The following is a 17,418-nucleotide window of genomic DNA, read 5'->3' as shown; positions in this document are numbered from 1 at the left end:
AATAATGTTCACATACCCAATCATCACCCATTCACTCTAGAAATGCCAATCCAATTTCAATTTGACTGTCCGCGGTTCGCCATAGAAATTGTTTTGACCTCGCGTACGGTTGTAGTTATTTTCAAAATACGTCCTGTCAGCCAGGTTAGTTCCAATCAGGCTGATTCTGCCGTGTTTGTGGAAGTCATATTGAACAAAGCCATCTATAAGTCCGTAGCCTCCTTGGCGAATATTGTAAAGGCTACTTGTGCGACTTTGCGCGGATATTCCGCCACCCAAGGTCAATTTAGTTTGAGGCAAGCGGTAGCTTGTACCGAGGCGGAACATATGTACCGGCGTGAAGTTACTGAAGTTATACGGGTCGGCAGTCGTGTTTTTCTCCAACCGCTCCGCATTGACTTCTGCAGCATTTTTATACTTACTTTTGTTATATGTGTAGCCAACAAAAATACGCCAGTTTTCCGACAATTCGCCAGCCAATTCAAGTTCTGCACCGCTGCTCTTAACCTTACCCACAGGTTTAGCGATGGTTTGGAATGAACCTCCGTTACGACTAGTATCGGGAACAAATCCGAAATCGACAACGGTACGGTTTTTCTGCTGTAAGACAAACAAGGCAAGCGAAGCATTCAGACGGCCTTGCAAGAACGACCCTTTCCAACCTATTTCATAGTTAGTACCGATGAGTGGTGGAAGAACGGATTTGCTGGTTACATCAACGTTATCCTGTTGTTTAAAAATCTTAGTATAGCTGGCATACAAGCTTTGTTGCGGTGTCAGGTCGTAGGTAATGCCGGCATATGGCGTAAACCTATGGCTTTGCATTTTTGAGGTGTAATGCTCTTTGTCGATTTTGTTACTGCTCTCAGTTTGGAATGCCGTAGCTGGCTGGCCGTAGCGTACAGGCATTTCTTTGGTTTGTGTGGTTTCATAGCGCGTATAGTGCATCCCACCCAAGAGATGCAGACGGTTGGTTGCATTAAAGCGGGTACTGAAAGTCAAAGAATGTGTTTTATTCGTGTTAAGGTATTTCGAATAATTGTATAACGCCGGAACATGATCATCTGCAACCTGAACAGTTTTCCACAGCGGCGTTTTCAGATATTGGTTTGCCCATTTCAAATTTCCCTCTTCATCCCGCTCCTGTATTTTGTTTCCATTTGCATCCAATTCGTAAACAGGATCTTGCACCATTACGCGCTCACCATTGTCGTTGACTGTCCAGACAGGCTTACCCTCTGCATCCAAACGGGGAGTATATTTGGTAACATGCGCGCCACTACATTCCGGCACATAGATTTTGTTATTACCTTTTTCGTTATAAATATGCCAATCTGGTTCGACAATGCCTTTTTCTAAAGGATTACGCTCCGGACCATCGGGATGAATGCCGCAACTGCCTGCACCTGCATAACCTTGAGGACGGACAAAATAACGGTTTTGATAGATTTCCGTATAAGCAGAACGAATTTTTTCATTGTTATACGCATAACCGACAAAGAAATCATGTTCACGTCCAAGCAGGCGGTAGTTACCTGTCAGATCCAGCTTAAAGCCCCATTGCACATCATGTTTGGTATAGTGCAACGGCATGAAGTTGTAACGGCGGTTGTATGTGTGGCGAAGATTGTATGCTGAGTCGTATAGACGGTTGGGAAACAGGCCTTCTGCATTGTTAATAATGCCTTGCTTTGCAAGCTCCTTATCAACAAACTCTTTTTTATCTACTTCTACACCCGGATCCTGCCAGTCGTTGCACAGGAAATCCAAACCAATGTCCTGCATACATTGATCAAAACCTGCCCGACGTGCTGCCGCCCTTTGGGAGCGATATTGTTCAAAAGCAGATGCATCGAAATGATGGGCAACGTAATCTGCTTTTTTCTCTTCATATGTTTTCGTGACGCCATCACGATATTCTTTTAATTTTGCCAACGCCTTGTCTTTAGGCTCAAAAGGGATCACCTCTCCCTTTTCAGTTAGGAAACCTGTTGCCGCAGATGCTGAAATACCTGCCGCGTGTTCGTTTTTCAGAAAAAATTGTCCGACTTTGGCATCTGAATCATTATGCGTATAAGAAATTTCGGCATTGAGTTGCCATCCATTGTCAAAGACATGTTTGAAACCGGAAAAAATATTGTATTTATCAGCATTCAGGCGTGACCATGAGGTTTCACCCAAATAAGTATTACGTGGCAATTTCAAAGGATTGTTACAGGCCGGACTGGAGCTGAAGGCCGCAGTTTTTTGATCCTCACAAGGTAAAATCACGCCGGCAAAATCGGGAATGTCTTTATTTTTCTGATAAGTACCACCCAAAGTCAGCATACTGTTATCACTCAAATCCGTATCGATCACGCCATAAACCATGTCTTTCTTGTTCCATACACCCTCTTTAAAAGAACGGTGGTCCTCATGAACACCAACCAGCCTACCGCGTACCGTATGTTCATTATTCAAGCTTCCAGATACATCCAAAGCCAAACGCTTGCTGCCCCTATGGTCAGTGCTGATTTCACCGGTATGCTTAAACAAAGCTGTTGGCCGCTTACGGATTAAATTAATGGTTCCACCTGGTTCGGAATTGGATTGAGTAAGACCGGTTGCACCTCTGACAACCTCAATGTGATCATAAACAGCAAGGTCTGTGCTCGGAGAGACATCAATTTTTGCCGTATAGCCCGAACGTCCAGACACATTAGTGGTAATACCGTCTTCACCAATCTGATCAACATAGAAACCACGAGACAAAAAACGAGTTTGTAGACCCGAATCGCGAACCACGTTGATTCCCGTAGTGTTTTTCATTGCCTCTTCTAAAGAATATATTGCTTTATCATCTATCTGCCGACGCGTCATTACGCTCACCGACTGCGGCGTATCCTTGCCTGAAATACGCAAGCCAGTCGCCGTTGCCATCGTTCCGATTGTATAAGACTGACTGCGCTCGGTATTCCTTTGTGCCTGCCGTTTGCCACTGACCTTGACCGTATCCATATCTACATGTTCCACTTCTTGATGTCCCGTATCTGCAAAAACAGTTTGGCAAGGCAGTACTAATAACAAACAGATTGTTTTCATTTGAAAATCAGGTTTCACAACTATTTCCTTAATTAATAAAATCTACTTACCTATTTGATAAAAATTATAATTTATTAATTTTAAATGATATTTAATCTATAAAATTAAAATATAATAGTAATGATAGGCGGAATCATTATATACCTGATGCATTAATATATGAACTTTTTGTTATAGATTTTTTCTTATGTCCTGATTTTTAGATAAAAAAGGCCGTCTGAACGCAATGTTTCAGACGGCCTCAATTTAGGTATAACGCGATTAAGCGTTAGCTTCCTGTTGTTGTTGGTAGATGGCTTCGAAGTTGATCGGAGCGAGCAATACAGGTGGGAAGCCGGCGCGGGTTACGCTGTTGGAAATGGCTTCGCGTGCGTAAGGGAACAGGATGTTCGGACAAGCAACGCCCAGCAGCAGTTGTACGTCTTCTTCAGGAATGTTTTCCAGACGGAAGATGCCGCTTTGGGTAACTTCGTTCAAGAACATGGTGCGCTCTTCGTTCAGTTTGGCAGTCACGGTCACGGTAACGTCAACGCTGTAGAAACCGTCTTCCAGTTTGCTGCTGCCGGTAGAAACGCGCATATCCACTTCAGGCTCGCCTTGTTCCAAGAAGATTTGTGGCGCGTGAGGCACTTCCAAAGACAAGTCTTTTACATACAGACGCTCAACGCTGAATACGGGTTGCAATTCTTCGCTCATTTTATTTTCCTAAGTTAAGGGTTAAGGATTCAGTAATTCGTCCAACTTGCCTTCCTGCTGCAAGCGGTACAAATCGGTAAAGCCACCGACATGGGTGTCGCCGATAAAAATCTGCGGCACGCTGCGCTGGCCGGAAAGCTGCTGCATTTCGGCAAAAACTTCCGGATTGCCGTCAATGCGGATTTCGTTGATTTCTTTCACGCCCACCGCCTGCAACAGCCTTTTCGCCATGGTGCAGTACGGACAATACGGACCGGTATAAACAGTAACGGTTTGCATGATTTCTTCCAAAATACCAATGTTCATGACTATATGGGCATAAGCGTTATTTTACAAGTGTTCCCGCCGTACGGTTGTAAAAAACATTCAGACGGCCTCTTGACTATAAACATCTGCGCAGATGCGGAAAACCCATAATTAAAGTATGATAAGCGCTTTCGCTGAATGACTTTTGCCATTTGTTTTTTTGAAGAAGAACACTTCGCAAAAGTTTTTCTATTCAAAATCAGGTATCCCCATGCTTTCAGGAATCCCCATCCCCAAGGACGCCGTGCGTCCGCCCGAAACCGTCCTCGTCAACATTACGCCGCAAGAAACGCGTGTGGCTGTTTTGGAAGAGAACAATATCTGCGAGCTGCACATCGAGCGCAACAGCGGCCATAGCTTGGTCGGCAATATTTATTTAGGCGTTGTCAAACGCGTCCTTCCCGGCATGCAAAGCGCGTTCATCGATATCGGCTTGGAACGCGCCGCGTTTTTGCATATCGTCGACGTCCTCGAACAACGCCGCAATCCGGACGAAACCCAACGCATCGAACACATGCTCTTTGAAGGCCAGTCTGTCTTGGTTCAGGTCATCAAAGACCCCATCAACACAAAAGGCGCGCGCCTGTCCACTCAAATCTCGCTGGCCGGCCGTTTCCTCGTCCATCTTCCGCAAGAAGACCACATCGGCATTTCCCAACGCATCGAGGATGATGCCGAACGCAGCAGTTTGAGGGAGCGCCTCAACAACCTGCTGCCCGAAAATGCCTGCCACGGCTACATCATCCGTACCAACGCCGAAAACGCTTCCGATGACCAACTGCAATCAGACATCAACTATCTGACCAAAGTATGGGAACACATTCAAAAACAAGCGAAAATTCAGCCGCCCGAAACCCTGCTGTATCAAGATTTGCCTTTGAGCCTGCGCGTTTTGCGCGATATGTTCAGCCTCGATACGCACAAAATCCTGGTTGATTCCACCGAAAACCACCGCCGCATGACCCAGTTTGCCGAACAATACGTTCAAGGCGCATTAGGCAGAATCGAGCTGTTCAAAGGCGAACGCCCCCTATTTGAAACCCACAACATCGAGCAGGAAATCGCCCGCGCCCTGCAACCGCGCGTCAATCTCAACTTCGGCAGCTACCTCATCATCGAGTCCACCGAAGCCATGACCACCATCGATGTCAACACCGGCGGCTTTGTCGGCGCGCGCAATTTTGATGAAACCATCTTCCGCACCAACCTCGAAGCCTGCCACACCATCGCCCGCGAACTTCGCCTGCGCAATCTCGGCGGCATCATCATCATCGACTTCATCGATATGGCGCAGGAAATCCACCGCGAAGCCGTCCTGCAAGAGCTTGCCAAAGCCCTGAGTTTCGACCGCACCCGCGTCACCCTCAACGGCTTTACCAGTCTGGGCCTTGTCGAACTGACCCGCAAACGTTCGCGTGAAAACTTAAGCCAAATCCTCTGCGAACCCTGCCCTTCCTGCCAAGGCCGAGGCCGTCTGAAAACGCCGCAAACCGTGTGCTACGAAATCCAACGCGAAATCGTCCGCGAAGCGCGCCGCTACGATGTCCAAGCCTTCCGCATTTTGGCCGCTCCGAATGTCATCGACTTGTTCCTAGACGAAGAATCACAATCGCTGGCGATGTTGATAGACTTTATCGGCAAGCCGATTTCACTGGCAGTCGAAACCGCCTACACGCAGGAACAATACGATATTGTGTTGCTGTAAAAATAAAAGGCCGTCTGAAAACTTTTCAGACGGCCTTCTTGTTTGAGTAAATAAAGATTACGGTTTCACTACTTTACCGTTGATTTTAACGGAAGTCAGTTTCAGGTTGTAGGTTTTGCCGTCATCGGTATAACTGATTTGCGCAGGGATATTGTCGATATCGGAAGCAAACGAGTAAGTAACGGTATCGTCGCCGCGGCGGACGCGATATTTGCTTACAGGCGTTGTGCCGCCGTTCAGTTTATAGCTTTCGCTGCCGATTTTGTTCATGCTGCCGACGGTGTACAGTTTTTTACCGTTGGTAATTTTCAAGCCTGACGGCAGGCGCACGTCATTGGCGGCCAGTTGCCATGCCAAAGTGAACAAGTCCATGGCCGGGCCGGATTTTTCAGTTTTCAAATCACCTGCTTTGCCGTAAGTGATGTTGCCGCCGGAGAATTTGGCCTCGGCATACAATTTACCGCCGCGTACATCTTTGTAGTAAGACGGATGCAGTGTCGTACCGTTGATGCTGCCACCTGATTCAAAGCGAATATTGTAAAGCGGTACTTTGATGGTAGAAACGATTTTGTATTGGCTACCGCTGCGTGTAAAGGTCATGGTTGCAGGAATACCGTAGCTACCTGAGTATTGCAAAACGGCAGATTGCGGCAATTCAGCGGCTTGTGCGCCGATGGAGGCAGTGAGCAGGGAAAGTGTCAGCAGGGTTGTTTTAATCGGATTCATGATGTTTTCCTTGTGTGTATGGTGTTTTAATTAAGCCAACAGGCTTTGACCGGCAGCATTGCGTTGTGCATTCAAAACGCGGTTGCCTTCGATTTTCAGACGGCCTGCAACAAAGTCGGCAACGGCTTGTGGGAAAAGCTGGTGTTCAACCGTCAGCACGCGTGCGGCAACATCGTCAGCGGTATCACCGTCCAAAATAGGAACAATGCCTTGTGAAATAATCGGGCCGCAATCCAACTCGGGCGTTACGAAATGGATGGTGCAGCCTGCCACTCGGCAACCTGCTTCCAATGCGCGTTCGTGGGTGTGCAAACCGGTGAAAGAAGGCAGGATGGACGGATGGATGTTGATCAGGCGGTTTTCATAATGTGCGCAGAACTCCGGAGTCAAAATGCGCATAAAGCCCGCCAATACGACCAAATCCGGCTGATAGGCATCGATCTTTTCCATCATGGCCTGATCAAATGCCTGACGCGAGTCGAAGTTTTTATGGTTCAAACTGTCGGTGGCTATACCGCGCTCTGCCGCCCATGCCAATCCGGCCGCGGTCTCGTTGTTACTCAATACGGCTGCAATGTTGGCATCGGGAATATCGGCATTCACAATCGCCTGCATATTGCTGCCGCGTCCGGAAATAAGGATGACGATATTTTTCATCATAATTCCTTGTTGGTTTGGAACAAAGGCCGTCTGAAACGGAATTTTTCAGACGGCCTTTTATCCGTTGTTTAAGGGCGTAAGCCTTGATTCGGATTATTGAACTTTTTGTACGTCAACTTGTACAGGTTGTTGCGCAGCAGCATCAGGCGCGCCGACTTTAACCAGTTTCACGTCAAATACCAAAGTAGCGTTCGGGCCGATTTTATCGCCGGCACCCACTTCGCGGTAAGCCAATTTGGCAGGGATATAGAATGTTGCTTCGCCGCCTTCTTTCAAGAGCTGGATACCTTCAGTCCAACCTGGAATCACTTGGCTTACAGGGAAGCTTACTGGGCCGCCGTTGGCTTTGCTGCTGTCAAATACGGTACCATCAATCAGACGGCCTTCGTATTCAACGGTAACCATATCATCTTTAGTTGGTTTTTTACCTTCGCCTTCTTTGGTGATTTTGTATTGCAGACCGGAAGCGCTGGTTTTCACGCCTTCTTTAGTTGCGTTTTCTTTCAAGAACGCCTCGCCTTTTTCCAAGTTTACTTTGGCATCTTCAGCACGTTTGGCAGTAGCTTTTTCTTGTTGCTCTTGCAGAAATTTCATCATCACTTCCTGAGCTTGGGCTTCAGTCATTTTGACTTCTTTACCTTCAAACATGGCTTCCATGGCTTCGGTGAAGACTTTCAAATCGATTTCCGTACCTTGGTCTTTCATTTGTTTCAATGAACGGCCGATATCCACACCCATTGCGTAGCTGGCTTGTTGGGCAGTAGAACCGATGGCAGAAGCATCTGCAGTCGCATTTGAAGCTGCGGAAGCAGCAGGGGCATCTTTAGCGGCAGTGTCTTTTTGGTTGCAAGCAGTCAGTGCCAACAAAGCAGACAAAGCCAATGCGCTGAATTTGAAAGTTTTGTTCATGATTATGTCTTTTCCGGAAAGGTCAAAAAAGGGGATTATAGCTGAGTTTGATTGAAATGGAATCAAGGTGGATTAAAATTTGTAAAGGCTCTTATCAAAAACATTAAGGCCGTCTGAAAACAGGTTTCAGACGGCCTACTCTTAGCTATCGCTCAAACGATTAATACCAGCCGCGCAGCTTCATTGCTTTTTCAACACGACGGATACTCATCATATAAGAAGCGGTACGCAGGTCGACATCGTATTCTTGAGCCAAGTTCCAGATATCGCGGAACGCACGGCGCAGGACAACGGTTTCTTTCTCTTGAACTTCGTCAAACTCCCAGTAGTAGCCTTGCAGGTTTTGTACCCATTCAAAATAGGATACAACCACGCCGCCGCAGTTTGCCAATATATCAGGAACAACCAATACGCCGTTTTGACGCAGAATAACGTCGGCCTCTGGAGTAGTCGGGCCGTTTGCGCCTTCAACCACGATTTTCGCGCGGACTTTACCGGCGTTTTCAGAAGTCAGTTGGTTTTCCAGCGCGCAAGGGGCGAGTACGTCCACATCCAAAGCCAAAAGTTCGGCATTGCTGATTTCTTTGCCGTAGCCGGCTTCGTTGGTGATGAAACCTTTGGTTTGGAATTCTTTAATGATTGCTTCCATATCCAAGCCGTTTTCATTGTAGATGGCAACGTCAACAGTAGATACAGCAACGATTTTCGCACCGGCTTTGTGTGCATAGTAACCGGTGTGGTAGCCCACATTACCGAAACCTTGAATGGCGTAAGTGGCACCCTTCACGTCTTTGCCCAGTTTTTCCAAAGCTTGGACGGCGGCGAAGTTTACGCCGTAACCGGTGGCTTCGGTACGCGCCAAGGAGCCGCCAAACTCAACCGGTTTGCCGGTAAATACGCCCGGTGCGGAATGTTTCACCACGTTTTCATAGGCATCAACCATCCAAGACATGATTTTGCCGTTGGTGTTCACATCGGGGGCGGGAATGTCGATTTTCTCGCCAATCAGCGGAGAAATAGCTTCAGAATAAGCGCGGGCGATGCGTTCTAATTCTGCTTCGGAATAATTGCGCGGATCCAAAGTGATGCCGCCTTTACCGCCGCCGTAAGGAATACCGGCCACGCAGCATTTGATGGTCATCCAAATAGACAGTGCTTTGACTTCGTCCAGATTTACATTGGGATGGAAGCGCACGCCGCCTTTGTAAGGGCCGACGGCGTTATTGTGTTGGGAACGGTAACCGGTGAAATTTTCTACTGTACCGTTGTCGAGTTTGACAGGGAAGTTGACTTCCAAAACACGTTGTGGCTTTTTCAAGATTTCAAATACTGCCGGGTCGGCATTCAGGCGATCGCAGGCAATTTTTACTTGTTTTTGTGCAATTTCAAACGGATTCAGTGTTTCTTTAACAGCAGATGCGGACATGTATTTTTCCTTTTCATACACATGATTAGACGAGAGCCATACTTGTTACTATATACAAAAACAGGAAAAAATGTAATAGCATGTAGTCGATAAAAAGCAAATCCATTCATTTATATATAAATTTAGTTTGAGGCCGTCTGAAAATATCGGCATGCCGACCAAAAAATTTTCAGACGGCCTAGTATAAATGCTCATCAAACCATTCAAAAAAACACACAAACCCTTTGTTTTTTAATGCCTACCAAACTGCCCTTTTTGTTGACAAAATCCCTTCCACATTCCCAATAGGCTGATAGCCTTACACCAGCAAAAATTGTTAACAATTTAAACAAATATCCCTTTAAAGAATCAGCAAAACATCGGCAAATCAGGCAAACAATGTTAAAATAAGCGCTTAAATAATATGACAGAAAGCTACTCAATGACCACTGCTGCTTTAGAACACGTTCAAGCCGTTGCCTTTGATTTGGACGGTACCTTATGTGATTCCGTTCCCGATTTGGCCGCAGCAGCCCAAGCCATGTGTGCGCACTTGGGTTTACCTGTTTTGCCCACCCAAACGGTTGAAAGTTATGTCGGCGACGGCATCAGCAAGTTGGTTCATCGCGTCATTACCAATGATCGTGAAAAAGAAGCCGATCCTGAAATCTGGGAAAAAGGTTTTGTGTTCTTTATGAAATATTATCGCGATCACTTGAGCGACTTTACCTGCCCCTACCCTGAAACCGAAGCCGGTCTCGGCCTGCTCAAGTCCTTGGGTATTCCATTGGTTGTCATTACCAATAAAAACGAAGTACTGGCTGCAGAGCTGCTGAAGCAGCTCAATCTCGACGGCTACTTCAGCCTGGTTCTCGGCGGCGATAGCCTGACTGAGAAAAAACCCAGCCCATTGCCGCTTCAACATGCGGCCGAAGTTTTGGGCATCGACGTTGCCAATATGCTGATGGTGGGCGACTCTAAAAATGACATTATTGCCGCCAAAGCGGCCGGTTGTTTCAGTGTCGGCGTAACATTCGGCTACAGCGACATGACCTTGCTCTCGCAAGACAAAGCGACCAAACCTGATTTGTTGATTCGCGCGTTGCCTGAAATCTACGAAAATCTGCAACCGCAAAAAAACAAAGACGAAGAATAATTCGGCTTTATTTTCAGACGACCTTTTCGGTGCTTTCACCCAATCAGGCCGTCTGAAATGTAATTCAATGTAGTTAAACTCCCTCCTCTTCCATATCCCCATGAAACCTCCCAAAACCTTACGCGCCCGCGCCTTGGATATTCTTTCCCGTCAAGAAGTCAGCCGTGTCGGCTTGAAACGCAAACTGGCTCCCCACGCCGAAAGCGAAGAAGAATTGGAAAAGGTTTTGGACGAATTCGTCGAACGAAATTGGCAATCCGACCAACGTTACGCAGAAGCCTATATTCACAGCAAAAGCAACCGTTACGGCACGCTCCGCCTCAAGCAAGCCTTGGCACAACAAGGTATCGATGCAGACGACTGTCGGGAGTTCCTACCCGATAGGGAGGACGAGCTGCAAACCGCTATTTCCGTCTTGCGTAAAAAATTCAAGCAAGAAGCCCAAGATTTGAAAGAAAAACAAAAACAAGCGCGTTTCCTTGCCTATCGCGGCTTTGGTGCCGACACCATTCAGACGGCCTTAAAAACCGCGTGGAATGAAGACGAAGACTTCTATCAATAATCATTCCCACTTGAAACTTTGCTTCTATCGGCGTACCCTTACGCTTTTATTCAATAATTCAATCAGAGCTTCATCATGTCCGACAAACCGCACGATACACCTAATCCCCTACTCGAAGACGAACGCAAAAACCCTGTTTACCGCTTGGGGCAGGCAGTAGCCGGATTCATGTTGCTGGTTTGGGCCGGCGTTTTGGCCTTAGTTTTCTTCTTGGTTTTCCGTTTTTGGTTGAGTTAAACCCAATCCAATTACAAAAAAGCCATAAACCCTCTTAAAAAGAAGCCAACAGCTTTTATTTGCAAACATCAAAAAGGCCGTCTGAAAACACTTTCAGACGGCCTTTGCTTATAACGAGATTATCCTCGAATCACTTTGCGGATATTCGGATTGGCATGCATTGCATGAATAATCTGATTAACCTGATCCAAGTCTTTGACTTTAATTGTGAATTTAAATTCTACAAAACCTTCCGTTCCTGCTTGCGCTTTGGTTGGCGTATCGACAGATTCGATATCCGCACCGGAATTTGAAATCGCTTGCGCCATTGAGGCCAACAAACCATGCGCATCTTCGGATTTAACGTTGAGGATGGTGCGGTACGTTTGATTGCGCAAACTGTCCCAACCCGCATCCAGTTGCTCTTCCGGATCGGCTTTGACCAAAGTTTGACAGGTATCTCGGTGGATAATCATACCCTTGTCTTTGACCAATAATGCGCGGATCGCATCGCCGGGAATCGGATGGCAACATTCGGCAAAATGAATCCGGCCGGTTTCCTGATCGTTGACTTTGATCGGGCTGAGTTTGACCGTGCTGCCAAAATGTTGGCCTGCCAACTCGGCAATGTGCATGGCAACGTGTACCGGCAAAGTATGCCCCATACCGACATTGTAGAGAACCTCTTCAAACGAGGTTTGTTTGGTATTCAAATCGGCAAGGTATTTTTCTTTGAGGTCGTCTGAAAGCAGGATGTCTTTAGGCAACAGGCTGGATAAAGCTTTTTGCAGCAGATTCTCACCCAAAACAACGGCATCGTGACGATTCAGATTTTTAATGTATTGGCGGATGGCGCTGCGCGCACGGCTGGAAACGGTAAAGTTCAGCCATGCCACATTAGGCTTGGCATGCTCGGAAGTAATGATTTCTACCGTATCGCCTGTTTTCAGCTTAGTACGCAACGGCATCATGACGTTATTGATACGTGCGGCAACGGTTTTATGACCGATATTGGTGTGAACGGCATAGGCAAAGTCAATCGGCGTCGCACCTTTAGGCAAGGTAAGGATATCGCCTTTCGGGGTAACGATATAGACTTCGTTGGGGAACAAATCGACTTTGACATGCTCCAGAAACTCGATGGCATTTGAGCTGCTGGCCTGCAGGTCAAGAATATTTTTCATCCATCGGTTCATATGGAGGACGGCTTGGTCCGGAGTGTTTTCACCGGATTTGTAAATCCAATGGCCAGCAATACCGCCCTCTGCCACGGCATCCATTTCACACGTACGGATTTGCACTTCGATCGGCAAACCGTAAGGGCCGACCAAGGTCGTGTGCAGGCTTTGATAACCGTTGCTTTTCGGAATGGCGATATAGTCTTTAAAACGGCCGGGCTTGGGGTGGTATAAATTATGTAATGCGCCCAACGCGGCATAACAGGCAGGAATGTTGTTTACGATGACCCGAAAGCCGTAAATATCCATTACTTCGGCAAAACGCAGCTTTTTAGCCAGCATTTTTTGATGGATGCTGTATAAGTTTTTCTCGCGGCCTTTGATTTTGGCTTCAATATTGACACCGACCAAACGCTGACCGAATGCACGCAACACTTTGCCGACAACATCGCGGCGATTTTTGCGGCTGTTGTCCATGGCTTTTTTCAGGGTTTCGTAGCGTCTTGGGTGGAGGTTTTGGAACGATAAGTCTTGAAGCTCTTGATACGCATTGTTCAGACCAATGCGGTTGGCGATTTGAGCATAGATTTCGAGGGTTTCTTTGGCGATGCGGCGGCGTTTTTCCGGACGCATAGAGCCAACGGTGCGCATATTGTGTAATCGGTCGGCAAGTTTGACGACGATGACGCGCACGTCTTTAGTCATGGCGAGGATAAGTTTGCGGAAACTTTCCGCCTGATGCTCGGCATGATCTTCAAATTTGAGTTTTTCCAGCTTGGAGAGGCCGTCTACCATTTCGGCAATGGTATCGCCGAATTCCGCCGCCATTTCGACTTTGGTTACACCCGTATCTTCCAATACATCGTGCATAACGCCTGCGCAGAGGCCTTGAACATCCATGTGCCAAATCGCAAGCTGCGTGGCAACGGCAAGGGGATGGGTGATGTAAGGTTCTCCGCTTTTACGGGTTTGTCCGTCATGGGCGTGGAAAGCGTAGGCAACGGCTCTTTCAAGCTCGGCCTGCTCATTGGTATTGAGATAGGATGCGGTGCGAAACAGAAGCTCGCGCGCTTCTGCTGTCAACGGATCATAGGGGGCGGTAGGCAGTGGGGCTGGCATTTTCAGACGGCCTTTTATGGCTATTTTTTTAAGCCGTCAGACTGTATCGGTTGTGATATCGCACCGATACAGTCCGCGCGGCGGTTTTATCGGTTTGCCGGTTGGTTTATTTATTGCGGGTCAGCAGCTCGGTTCCGATTTGTCCGGCAGCGATTTCGCGCAGGGCGGTTACGGTTGGTTTGTTGTTGCGAATGTCGTCAACCAATGGCGTGTTGCCGTTTTCTAATTGGCGTGCGCGACGGGCGGCAACGAGGGTAAGGTCGAAGTGGTTAGGGATTTTACCTGTGCAGTCTTCAGTAGTAATACGAGCCATGTTTGCTTGCTTTCTTTCTATGTTTCAAATAAACGGTTATTTTCGCTGTTTTTTACGAATTTTCCAACAGGTTTGAAATAAATCCCTGTTGAGAGGATTTTTTCAGACGGCCTGCTTTAATAATGTGGAACAAATCGGCTTCGGCACGATCCAAATCGTCATTCACGACGACGTAATCGAACAAAACGGATTGCTCAATCTCATGACGGGCTTTGGACAGGCGTGTTTGAATAACTTCTTCGCTATCTGTTCCACGGCCGATCAAACGTTGCGCCAAAACTTCAAAGGAAGGCGGCAGAATAAAAATACTACTGGCTTCAGGCAACGATTTACGCACTTGCGCTGCACCTTGCACATCAATTTCCAAAATCACGTCATAGCCCTCTTCGCTCAACGAATTCACGCCGGCGATGCTGGTGCCGTAATAATTGCCGAATACATTGGCGTGTTCCAAAAAGGCTCTTTGATCAATCAGCGATTCAAATTCTTCTTTGGGAACAAAGTGGTAATGCACACCATGTGCCTCACCCTCACGCGGCTGGCGCGTAGTATGAGAAATGGAAACACGAATGTCGTCATGATTTTTCAACAGGCGCGACACCAAGGTCGTTTTACCTGTGCCGGAAGCGGCAGAAATGATGTAAATATTGCCTTTTTTATGATTTTGCATGGTGGTTCAGCCGATGGTATGTATCTGTAAATTATAACACAACACAATGTTTCTCGGAATTTCAGACGGCATGTTGCAAAATTTGGCTATTGTATCGATTAATTTGGCAAGTCCGCATATGGCCGCTACAATATCGTGTTAAAAACTTTTTGATTTCGGAATGTCGAGATGTTGATTCATCCTGAAGTAATGGGCGTAGAAGCTTTGGCGGACAAAATCCGTAAAATTGAAAACTGGCCGCAAAAAGGGATTTTGTTTCATGACATTACTCCCGTTTTGCAAAGCGCAGAATATTTCCGCCTGCTGGTCGATTTACTGGTTTACCGCTATATGGGGCAAAAAGTTGATGTCGTAGCAGGCTTGGATGCGCGCGGCTTCATCATTGGCGCAGCTTTGGCCTATCAGCTGAACGTCGGCTTTGTCCCCATCCGCAAAAAAGGCAAACTGCCGTTTGATACGGTTTCTCAAAGTTACGCTTTGGAATATGGCGAAGCAACGGTAGAAATCCATACCGACGCCATCAAGCCGGGCGCACGCGTTTTGTTGGTAGATGATTTGGTAGCAACCGGCGGCACAATGCTGGCAGGTGTCGAGCTGATCCGCAAACTGGGGGGCGAAGTAATCGAAGCGGCTGCCATTTTGGAATTTACCGACTTGGACGGCGGCAAAAAAATCCGCGAAAGCGGCGCGCCGTTATTTACCCTATGCCAAAACAAAGGCTGTATGTAACACACAAAAAACCGCAAGCCGATCAGCCTGCGGTTTTTTATTGTCAAAATTACTCGAGAACGTATCCGTCTGTATCCCAAAAGGTTTTTCTCACCAACTGATCGTCTTTATAAACCAACTCGGATTTCTTCGCACCATCATCATACCAATCCAAAATAATGCCACTGCGTTTGCCGTTGCGAATACTCAATTCAGACACAATGCGACCATTTTCATCCCAACTGATAATCTCCGTCGGTTTATCATTACTCATCATCATTTCGGTTTTCGGGCTGCCGTCTGAATACCATTGTTTCCAATAACCATTTGCCTTATCGTGCTTGAATTGGATTTCGCTTTCTTTGACGCCGTTGCGGTAATAACGAGAGCCTACGCCCTCACTCAAACCGTTTTGATAAGGCATGACCGCAGATTTTTTGCCGTTTGGATACCAGTTAATCCACTCGCCGTGCGGCTTGCCGTTGCGATAGCTGCCAACCATCTTTTTCTGCCCGTTAAAATGCCACAGGGTTAATGTGCCATTATCCAATGCCGGCACAAAAACCTTAATCTGACCAGCAGGTATCTCGTACGGATCAGAATATTTTTTCATTGATGGATAGTAAAAATCCTGAACCTGCGCCTTACCTGCCGCAATTTTGTATTGGCGGACATAAGCAACCGAAGGCATGGTTGCCGTCAGTTTACCGTTTTGATTGAAATAAACGGTATATTGCTGGGCAAAAGCGACAACGGGCGTACTGAATAAAACAGCAGCCAACAGGCCTGATTTTAAATAATTATTCATAATATGGAGTTTGGCAGTATATGTTCTACAAACAGTCAGTAATAAGAATCCACTGACATTAAAAACTATGGCAAATATTATAAGCCATAGTTTCAAAGCCTGCTTGGATTTCATATTCGGCATACCATAGGCATTTGTATTTTCTTAAAATATTAAAGGTTATACAAAACAAAGGCCGTCTGAAGCTTTTTCAGACGGCCTTTGTTTTATTTATATCAAAATAAACTACTCTTCACCCAATAATTGCTCACGGGTCAACAAGAATACAAACCCATCGCCACCGCTGGTTTCCAACCAAGTAAATGGCAATTCGGGATAAGCCGCTTCCAATACCTCACGGTTGTGACCGATTTCAACCAACAATACACCTTTCGGATTCAGATATTTTGCCGCTTGCAGAATGATTTGACGTGTAGCATCCAAACCATCTTCGCCACTGCCCAAAGCCAATTCCGGCTCATGCAGATATTCATCAGGCAACGCCTCCACAGATTCCGCATCGACATAAGGCGGATTGGAAACAATCAAGTCGTAGGTTTCATCCAAACCTTCAAACAAATCAGTATGCACCAAGCTGATGCGGTCTTCCAAACCATAATCTTCAATATTGATGGCGGCCACTTCCAGCGCATCCAAGCTCAAATCAACGGCATCAATTTGTGCATCGGGATAGTAATGCGCCATTTGGATAGCCAAACAGCCGCTACCGGTACACAAATCCAAAGCTCGATGCACCAACTCATCGTGTTCAATCCAAGGACGGATACCGTCGCCAAGCAATTCATAAATGAAAGAACGAGGCACAATAACGCGCTCATCGACATAAAAATCAAACTCACCCTGCCATGCCTGATGCGTCAGATACGCGGCAGGAATATGCTCAACTGCGCGGCGTTCGATAATGGACAACACTTCCTCCTTCTCACTTTGCAACAATTTGGCATCCAAATAAGGCTCCAACATATCCAAAGGCAGGTTCAAAGTGTGCAAAATCAAATAGGCTGCCTCGTCATGGGCATTATCACTTCCGTGTCCGAAAAACAGTCCGGCATCATTAAAACGGCTGACGGCAAAACGCAATAAATCGCGAACAGTAGTCAGCTCTTGAGCAGCTTGGTTGAACATAATGTTTTGTCTTGTCAATTTAAGAATGTTGAAATTATAACAGAAAGGCCGTCTGAAAACTTTTCAGACGGCCTT

At 46.7% G+C, this 17,418-nt stretch carries 17 protein-coding genes; 5 read left to right on the top strand and 12 right to left on the bottom strand.

Annotated elements, in window-relative coordinates:
* Positions 1 to 36 precede the first annotated feature (36 nt).
* The 3 genes from HMPREF2560_RS09655 to grxC form a co-directional block, all read right to left on the bottom strand.
* The gene (locus tag HMPREF2560_RS09655; RefSeq protein ID WP_070607914.1) at positions 37 to 3,081 is read right to left on the bottom strand and encodes a TonB-dependent siderophore receptor; all 3,045 of its coding nucleotides are present in this window, start codon (positions 3,079 to 3,081) and stop codon (positions 37 to 39) included.
* A gap of 261 nt (positions 3,082 to 3,342) precedes the next feature.
* The gene (gene secB / locus HMPREF2560_RS09650; RefSeq protein WP_049348903.1) at positions 3,343 to 3,777 is read right to left on the bottom strand and encodes a protein-export chaperone SecB; all 435 of its coding nucleotides are present in this window, start codon (positions 3,775 to 3,777) and stop codon (positions 3,343 to 3,345) included.
* 21 nt (positions 3,778 to 3,798) lie between these two features.
* The gene (gene grxC / locus HMPREF2560_RS09645; RefSeq protein ID WP_003684090.1) at positions 3,799 to 4,056 is read right to left on the bottom strand and encodes a glutaredoxin 3; all 258 of its coding nucleotides are present in this window, start codon (positions 4,054 to 4,056) and stop codon (positions 3,799 to 3,801) included.
* 238 nt (positions 4,057 to 4,294) lie between these two features.
* On the opposite strand from grxC, the gene HMPREF2560_RS09640 reads away from it, so the two are divergent.
* Positions 4,295 to 5,788: an Rne/Rng family ribonuclease gene (locus HMPREF2560_RS09640; protein ID WP_070607916.1), complete on the top strand. Its 1,494-nt coding sequence runs from the start codon at positions 4,295 to 4,297 to the stop codon at positions 5,786 to 5,788.
* A 57-nt stretch (positions 5,789 to 5,845) separates the two neighbouring features.
* On the opposite strand, the gene HMPREF2560_RS09635 is transcribed toward HMPREF2560_RS09640, so the two are convergent.
* From HMPREF2560_RS09635 to HMPREF2560_RS09620, 4 genes are all read right to left on the bottom strand, one after another.
* A complete protein-coding gene (locus HMPREF2560_RS09635; RefSeq protein ID WP_070584289.1) occupies positions 5,846 to 6,514 on the bottom strand; it encodes a DUF3108 domain-containing protein in 669 nt (222 codons plus the stop codon).
* Positions 6,515 to 6,544: 30 nt separating this feature from the next.
* Positions 6,545 to 7,171: a phosphoribosylglycinamide formyltransferase gene (gene purN / locus HMPREF2560_RS09630; protein ID WP_070607919.1), complete on the bottom strand. Its 627-nt coding sequence runs from the start codon at positions 7,169 to 7,171 to the stop codon at positions 6,545 to 6,547.
* Positions 7,172 to 7,267: 96 nt separating this feature from the next.
* Positions 7,268 to 8,083, bottom strand: a complete 816-nt coding sequence (locus HMPREF2560_RS09625; RefSeq protein WP_070607922.1) for an FKBP-type peptidyl-prolyl cis-trans isomerase — start codon at positions 8,081 to 8,083, stop codon at positions 7,268 to 7,270.
* A 160-nt stretch (positions 8,084 to 8,243) separates the two neighbouring features.
* On the bottom strand, positions 8,244 to 9,509 hold the full coding sequence (locus HMPREF2560_RS09620; protein ID WP_070504425.1) for a Glu/Leu/Phe/Val family dehydrogenase: 1,266 nt from the start codon (positions 9,507 to 9,509) through the stop codon (positions 8,244 to 8,246).
* A 421-nt stretch (positions 9,510 to 9,930) separates the two neighbouring features.
* Here HMPREF2560_RS09620 and HMPREF2560_RS09615 point away from each other — a divergent pair, with 421 nt between their 5' ends.
* From HMPREF2560_RS09615 to HMPREF2560_RS11215, 3 genes are all read left to right on the top strand, one after another.
* A complete protein-coding gene (locus HMPREF2560_RS09615) occupies positions 9,931 to 10,644 on the top strand; it encodes a phosphoglycolate phosphatase (RefSeq protein WP_070734646.1) in 714 nt (237 codons plus the stop codon).
* A gap of 100 nt (positions 10,645 to 10,744) precedes the next feature.
* A complete protein-coding gene (recX, locus tag HMPREF2560_RS09610) occupies positions 10,745 to 11,206 on the top strand; it encodes a recombination regulator RecX (protein ID WP_070734648.1) in 462 nt (153 codons plus the stop codon).
* A 75-nt stretch (positions 11,207 to 11,281) separates the two neighbouring features.
* Positions 11,282 to 11,443 carry a hypothetical protein gene (locus tag HMPREF2560_RS11215; RefSeq protein WP_039861975.1) on the top strand — a complete coding sequence of 54 codons (162 nt, stop codon included), beginning with the start codon at positions 11,282 to 11,284 and terminating at the stop codon, positions 11,441 to 11,443.
* A gap of 119 nt (positions 11,444 to 11,562) precedes the next feature.
* On the opposite strand, the gene HMPREF2560_RS09605 is transcribed toward HMPREF2560_RS11215, so the two are convergent.
* The 3 genes from HMPREF2560_RS09605 to gmk form a co-directional block, all read right to left on the bottom strand.
* Positions 11,563 to 13,719, bottom strand: coding sequence for a RelA/SpoT family protein (locus HMPREF2560_RS09605; protein WP_070607924.1), 2,157 nt, complete (start codon positions 13,717 to 13,719; stop codon positions 11,563 to 11,565).
* A gap of 106 nt (positions 13,720 to 13,825) precedes the next feature.
* Complete coding sequence (gene rpoZ, locus HMPREF2560_RS09600) at positions 13,826 to 14,032, bottom strand: DNA-directed RNA polymerase subunit omega (protein ID WP_003682294.1); 207 nt, start codon at positions 14,030 to 14,032, stop codon at positions 13,826 to 13,828.
* Positions 14,033 to 14,084: 52 nt separating this feature from the next.
* Complete coding sequence (gene gmk, locus HMPREF2560_RS09595) at positions 14,085 to 14,702, bottom strand: guanylate kinase (protein ID WP_070607926.1); 618 nt, start codon at positions 14,700 to 14,702, stop codon at positions 14,085 to 14,087.
* 168 nt (positions 14,703 to 14,870) lie between these two features.
* Here gmk and HMPREF2560_RS09590 point away from each other — a divergent pair, with 168 nt between their 5' ends.
* Positions 14,871 to 15,431: an adenine phosphoribosyltransferase gene (locus HMPREF2560_RS09590; protein WP_003682296.1), complete on the top strand. Its 561-nt coding sequence runs from the start codon at positions 14,871 to 14,873 to the stop codon at positions 15,429 to 15,431.
* Between the two features lie 49 nt (positions 15,432 to 15,480).
* Here the strand turns inward: HMPREF2560_RS09590 and HMPREF2560_RS09585 are convergent, their stop codons facing one another.
* Together HMPREF2560_RS09585 and prmB are read right to left on the bottom strand one after the other, a co-directional pair.
* On the bottom strand, positions 15,481 to 16,218 hold the full coding sequence (locus tag HMPREF2560_RS09585) for a toxin-antitoxin system YwqK family antitoxin (RefSeq protein ID WP_070607928.1): 738 nt from the start codon (positions 16,216 to 16,218) through the stop codon (positions 15,481 to 15,483).
* Between the two features lie 225 nt (positions 16,219 to 16,443).
* Complete coding sequence (prmB, locus tag HMPREF2560_RS09580) at positions 16,444 to 17,343, bottom strand: 50S ribosomal protein L3 N(5)-glutamine methyltransferase (protein ID WP_070607930.1); 900 nt, start codon at positions 17,341 to 17,343, stop codon at positions 16,444 to 16,446.
* Positions 17,344 to 17,418 lie beyond the last annotated feature (75 nt).

The organism is Neisseria sp. HMSC078H04, from assembly GCF_001838135.1.
Taxonomy (GTDB): Bacteria; Pseudomonadota; Gammaproteobacteria; order Burkholderiales; family Neisseriaceae; genus Neisseria.
The sequence above is the reverse complement of the archived record's forward strand: the minus strand, read 5'-3'. Positions and strand labels throughout refer to the sequence as shown.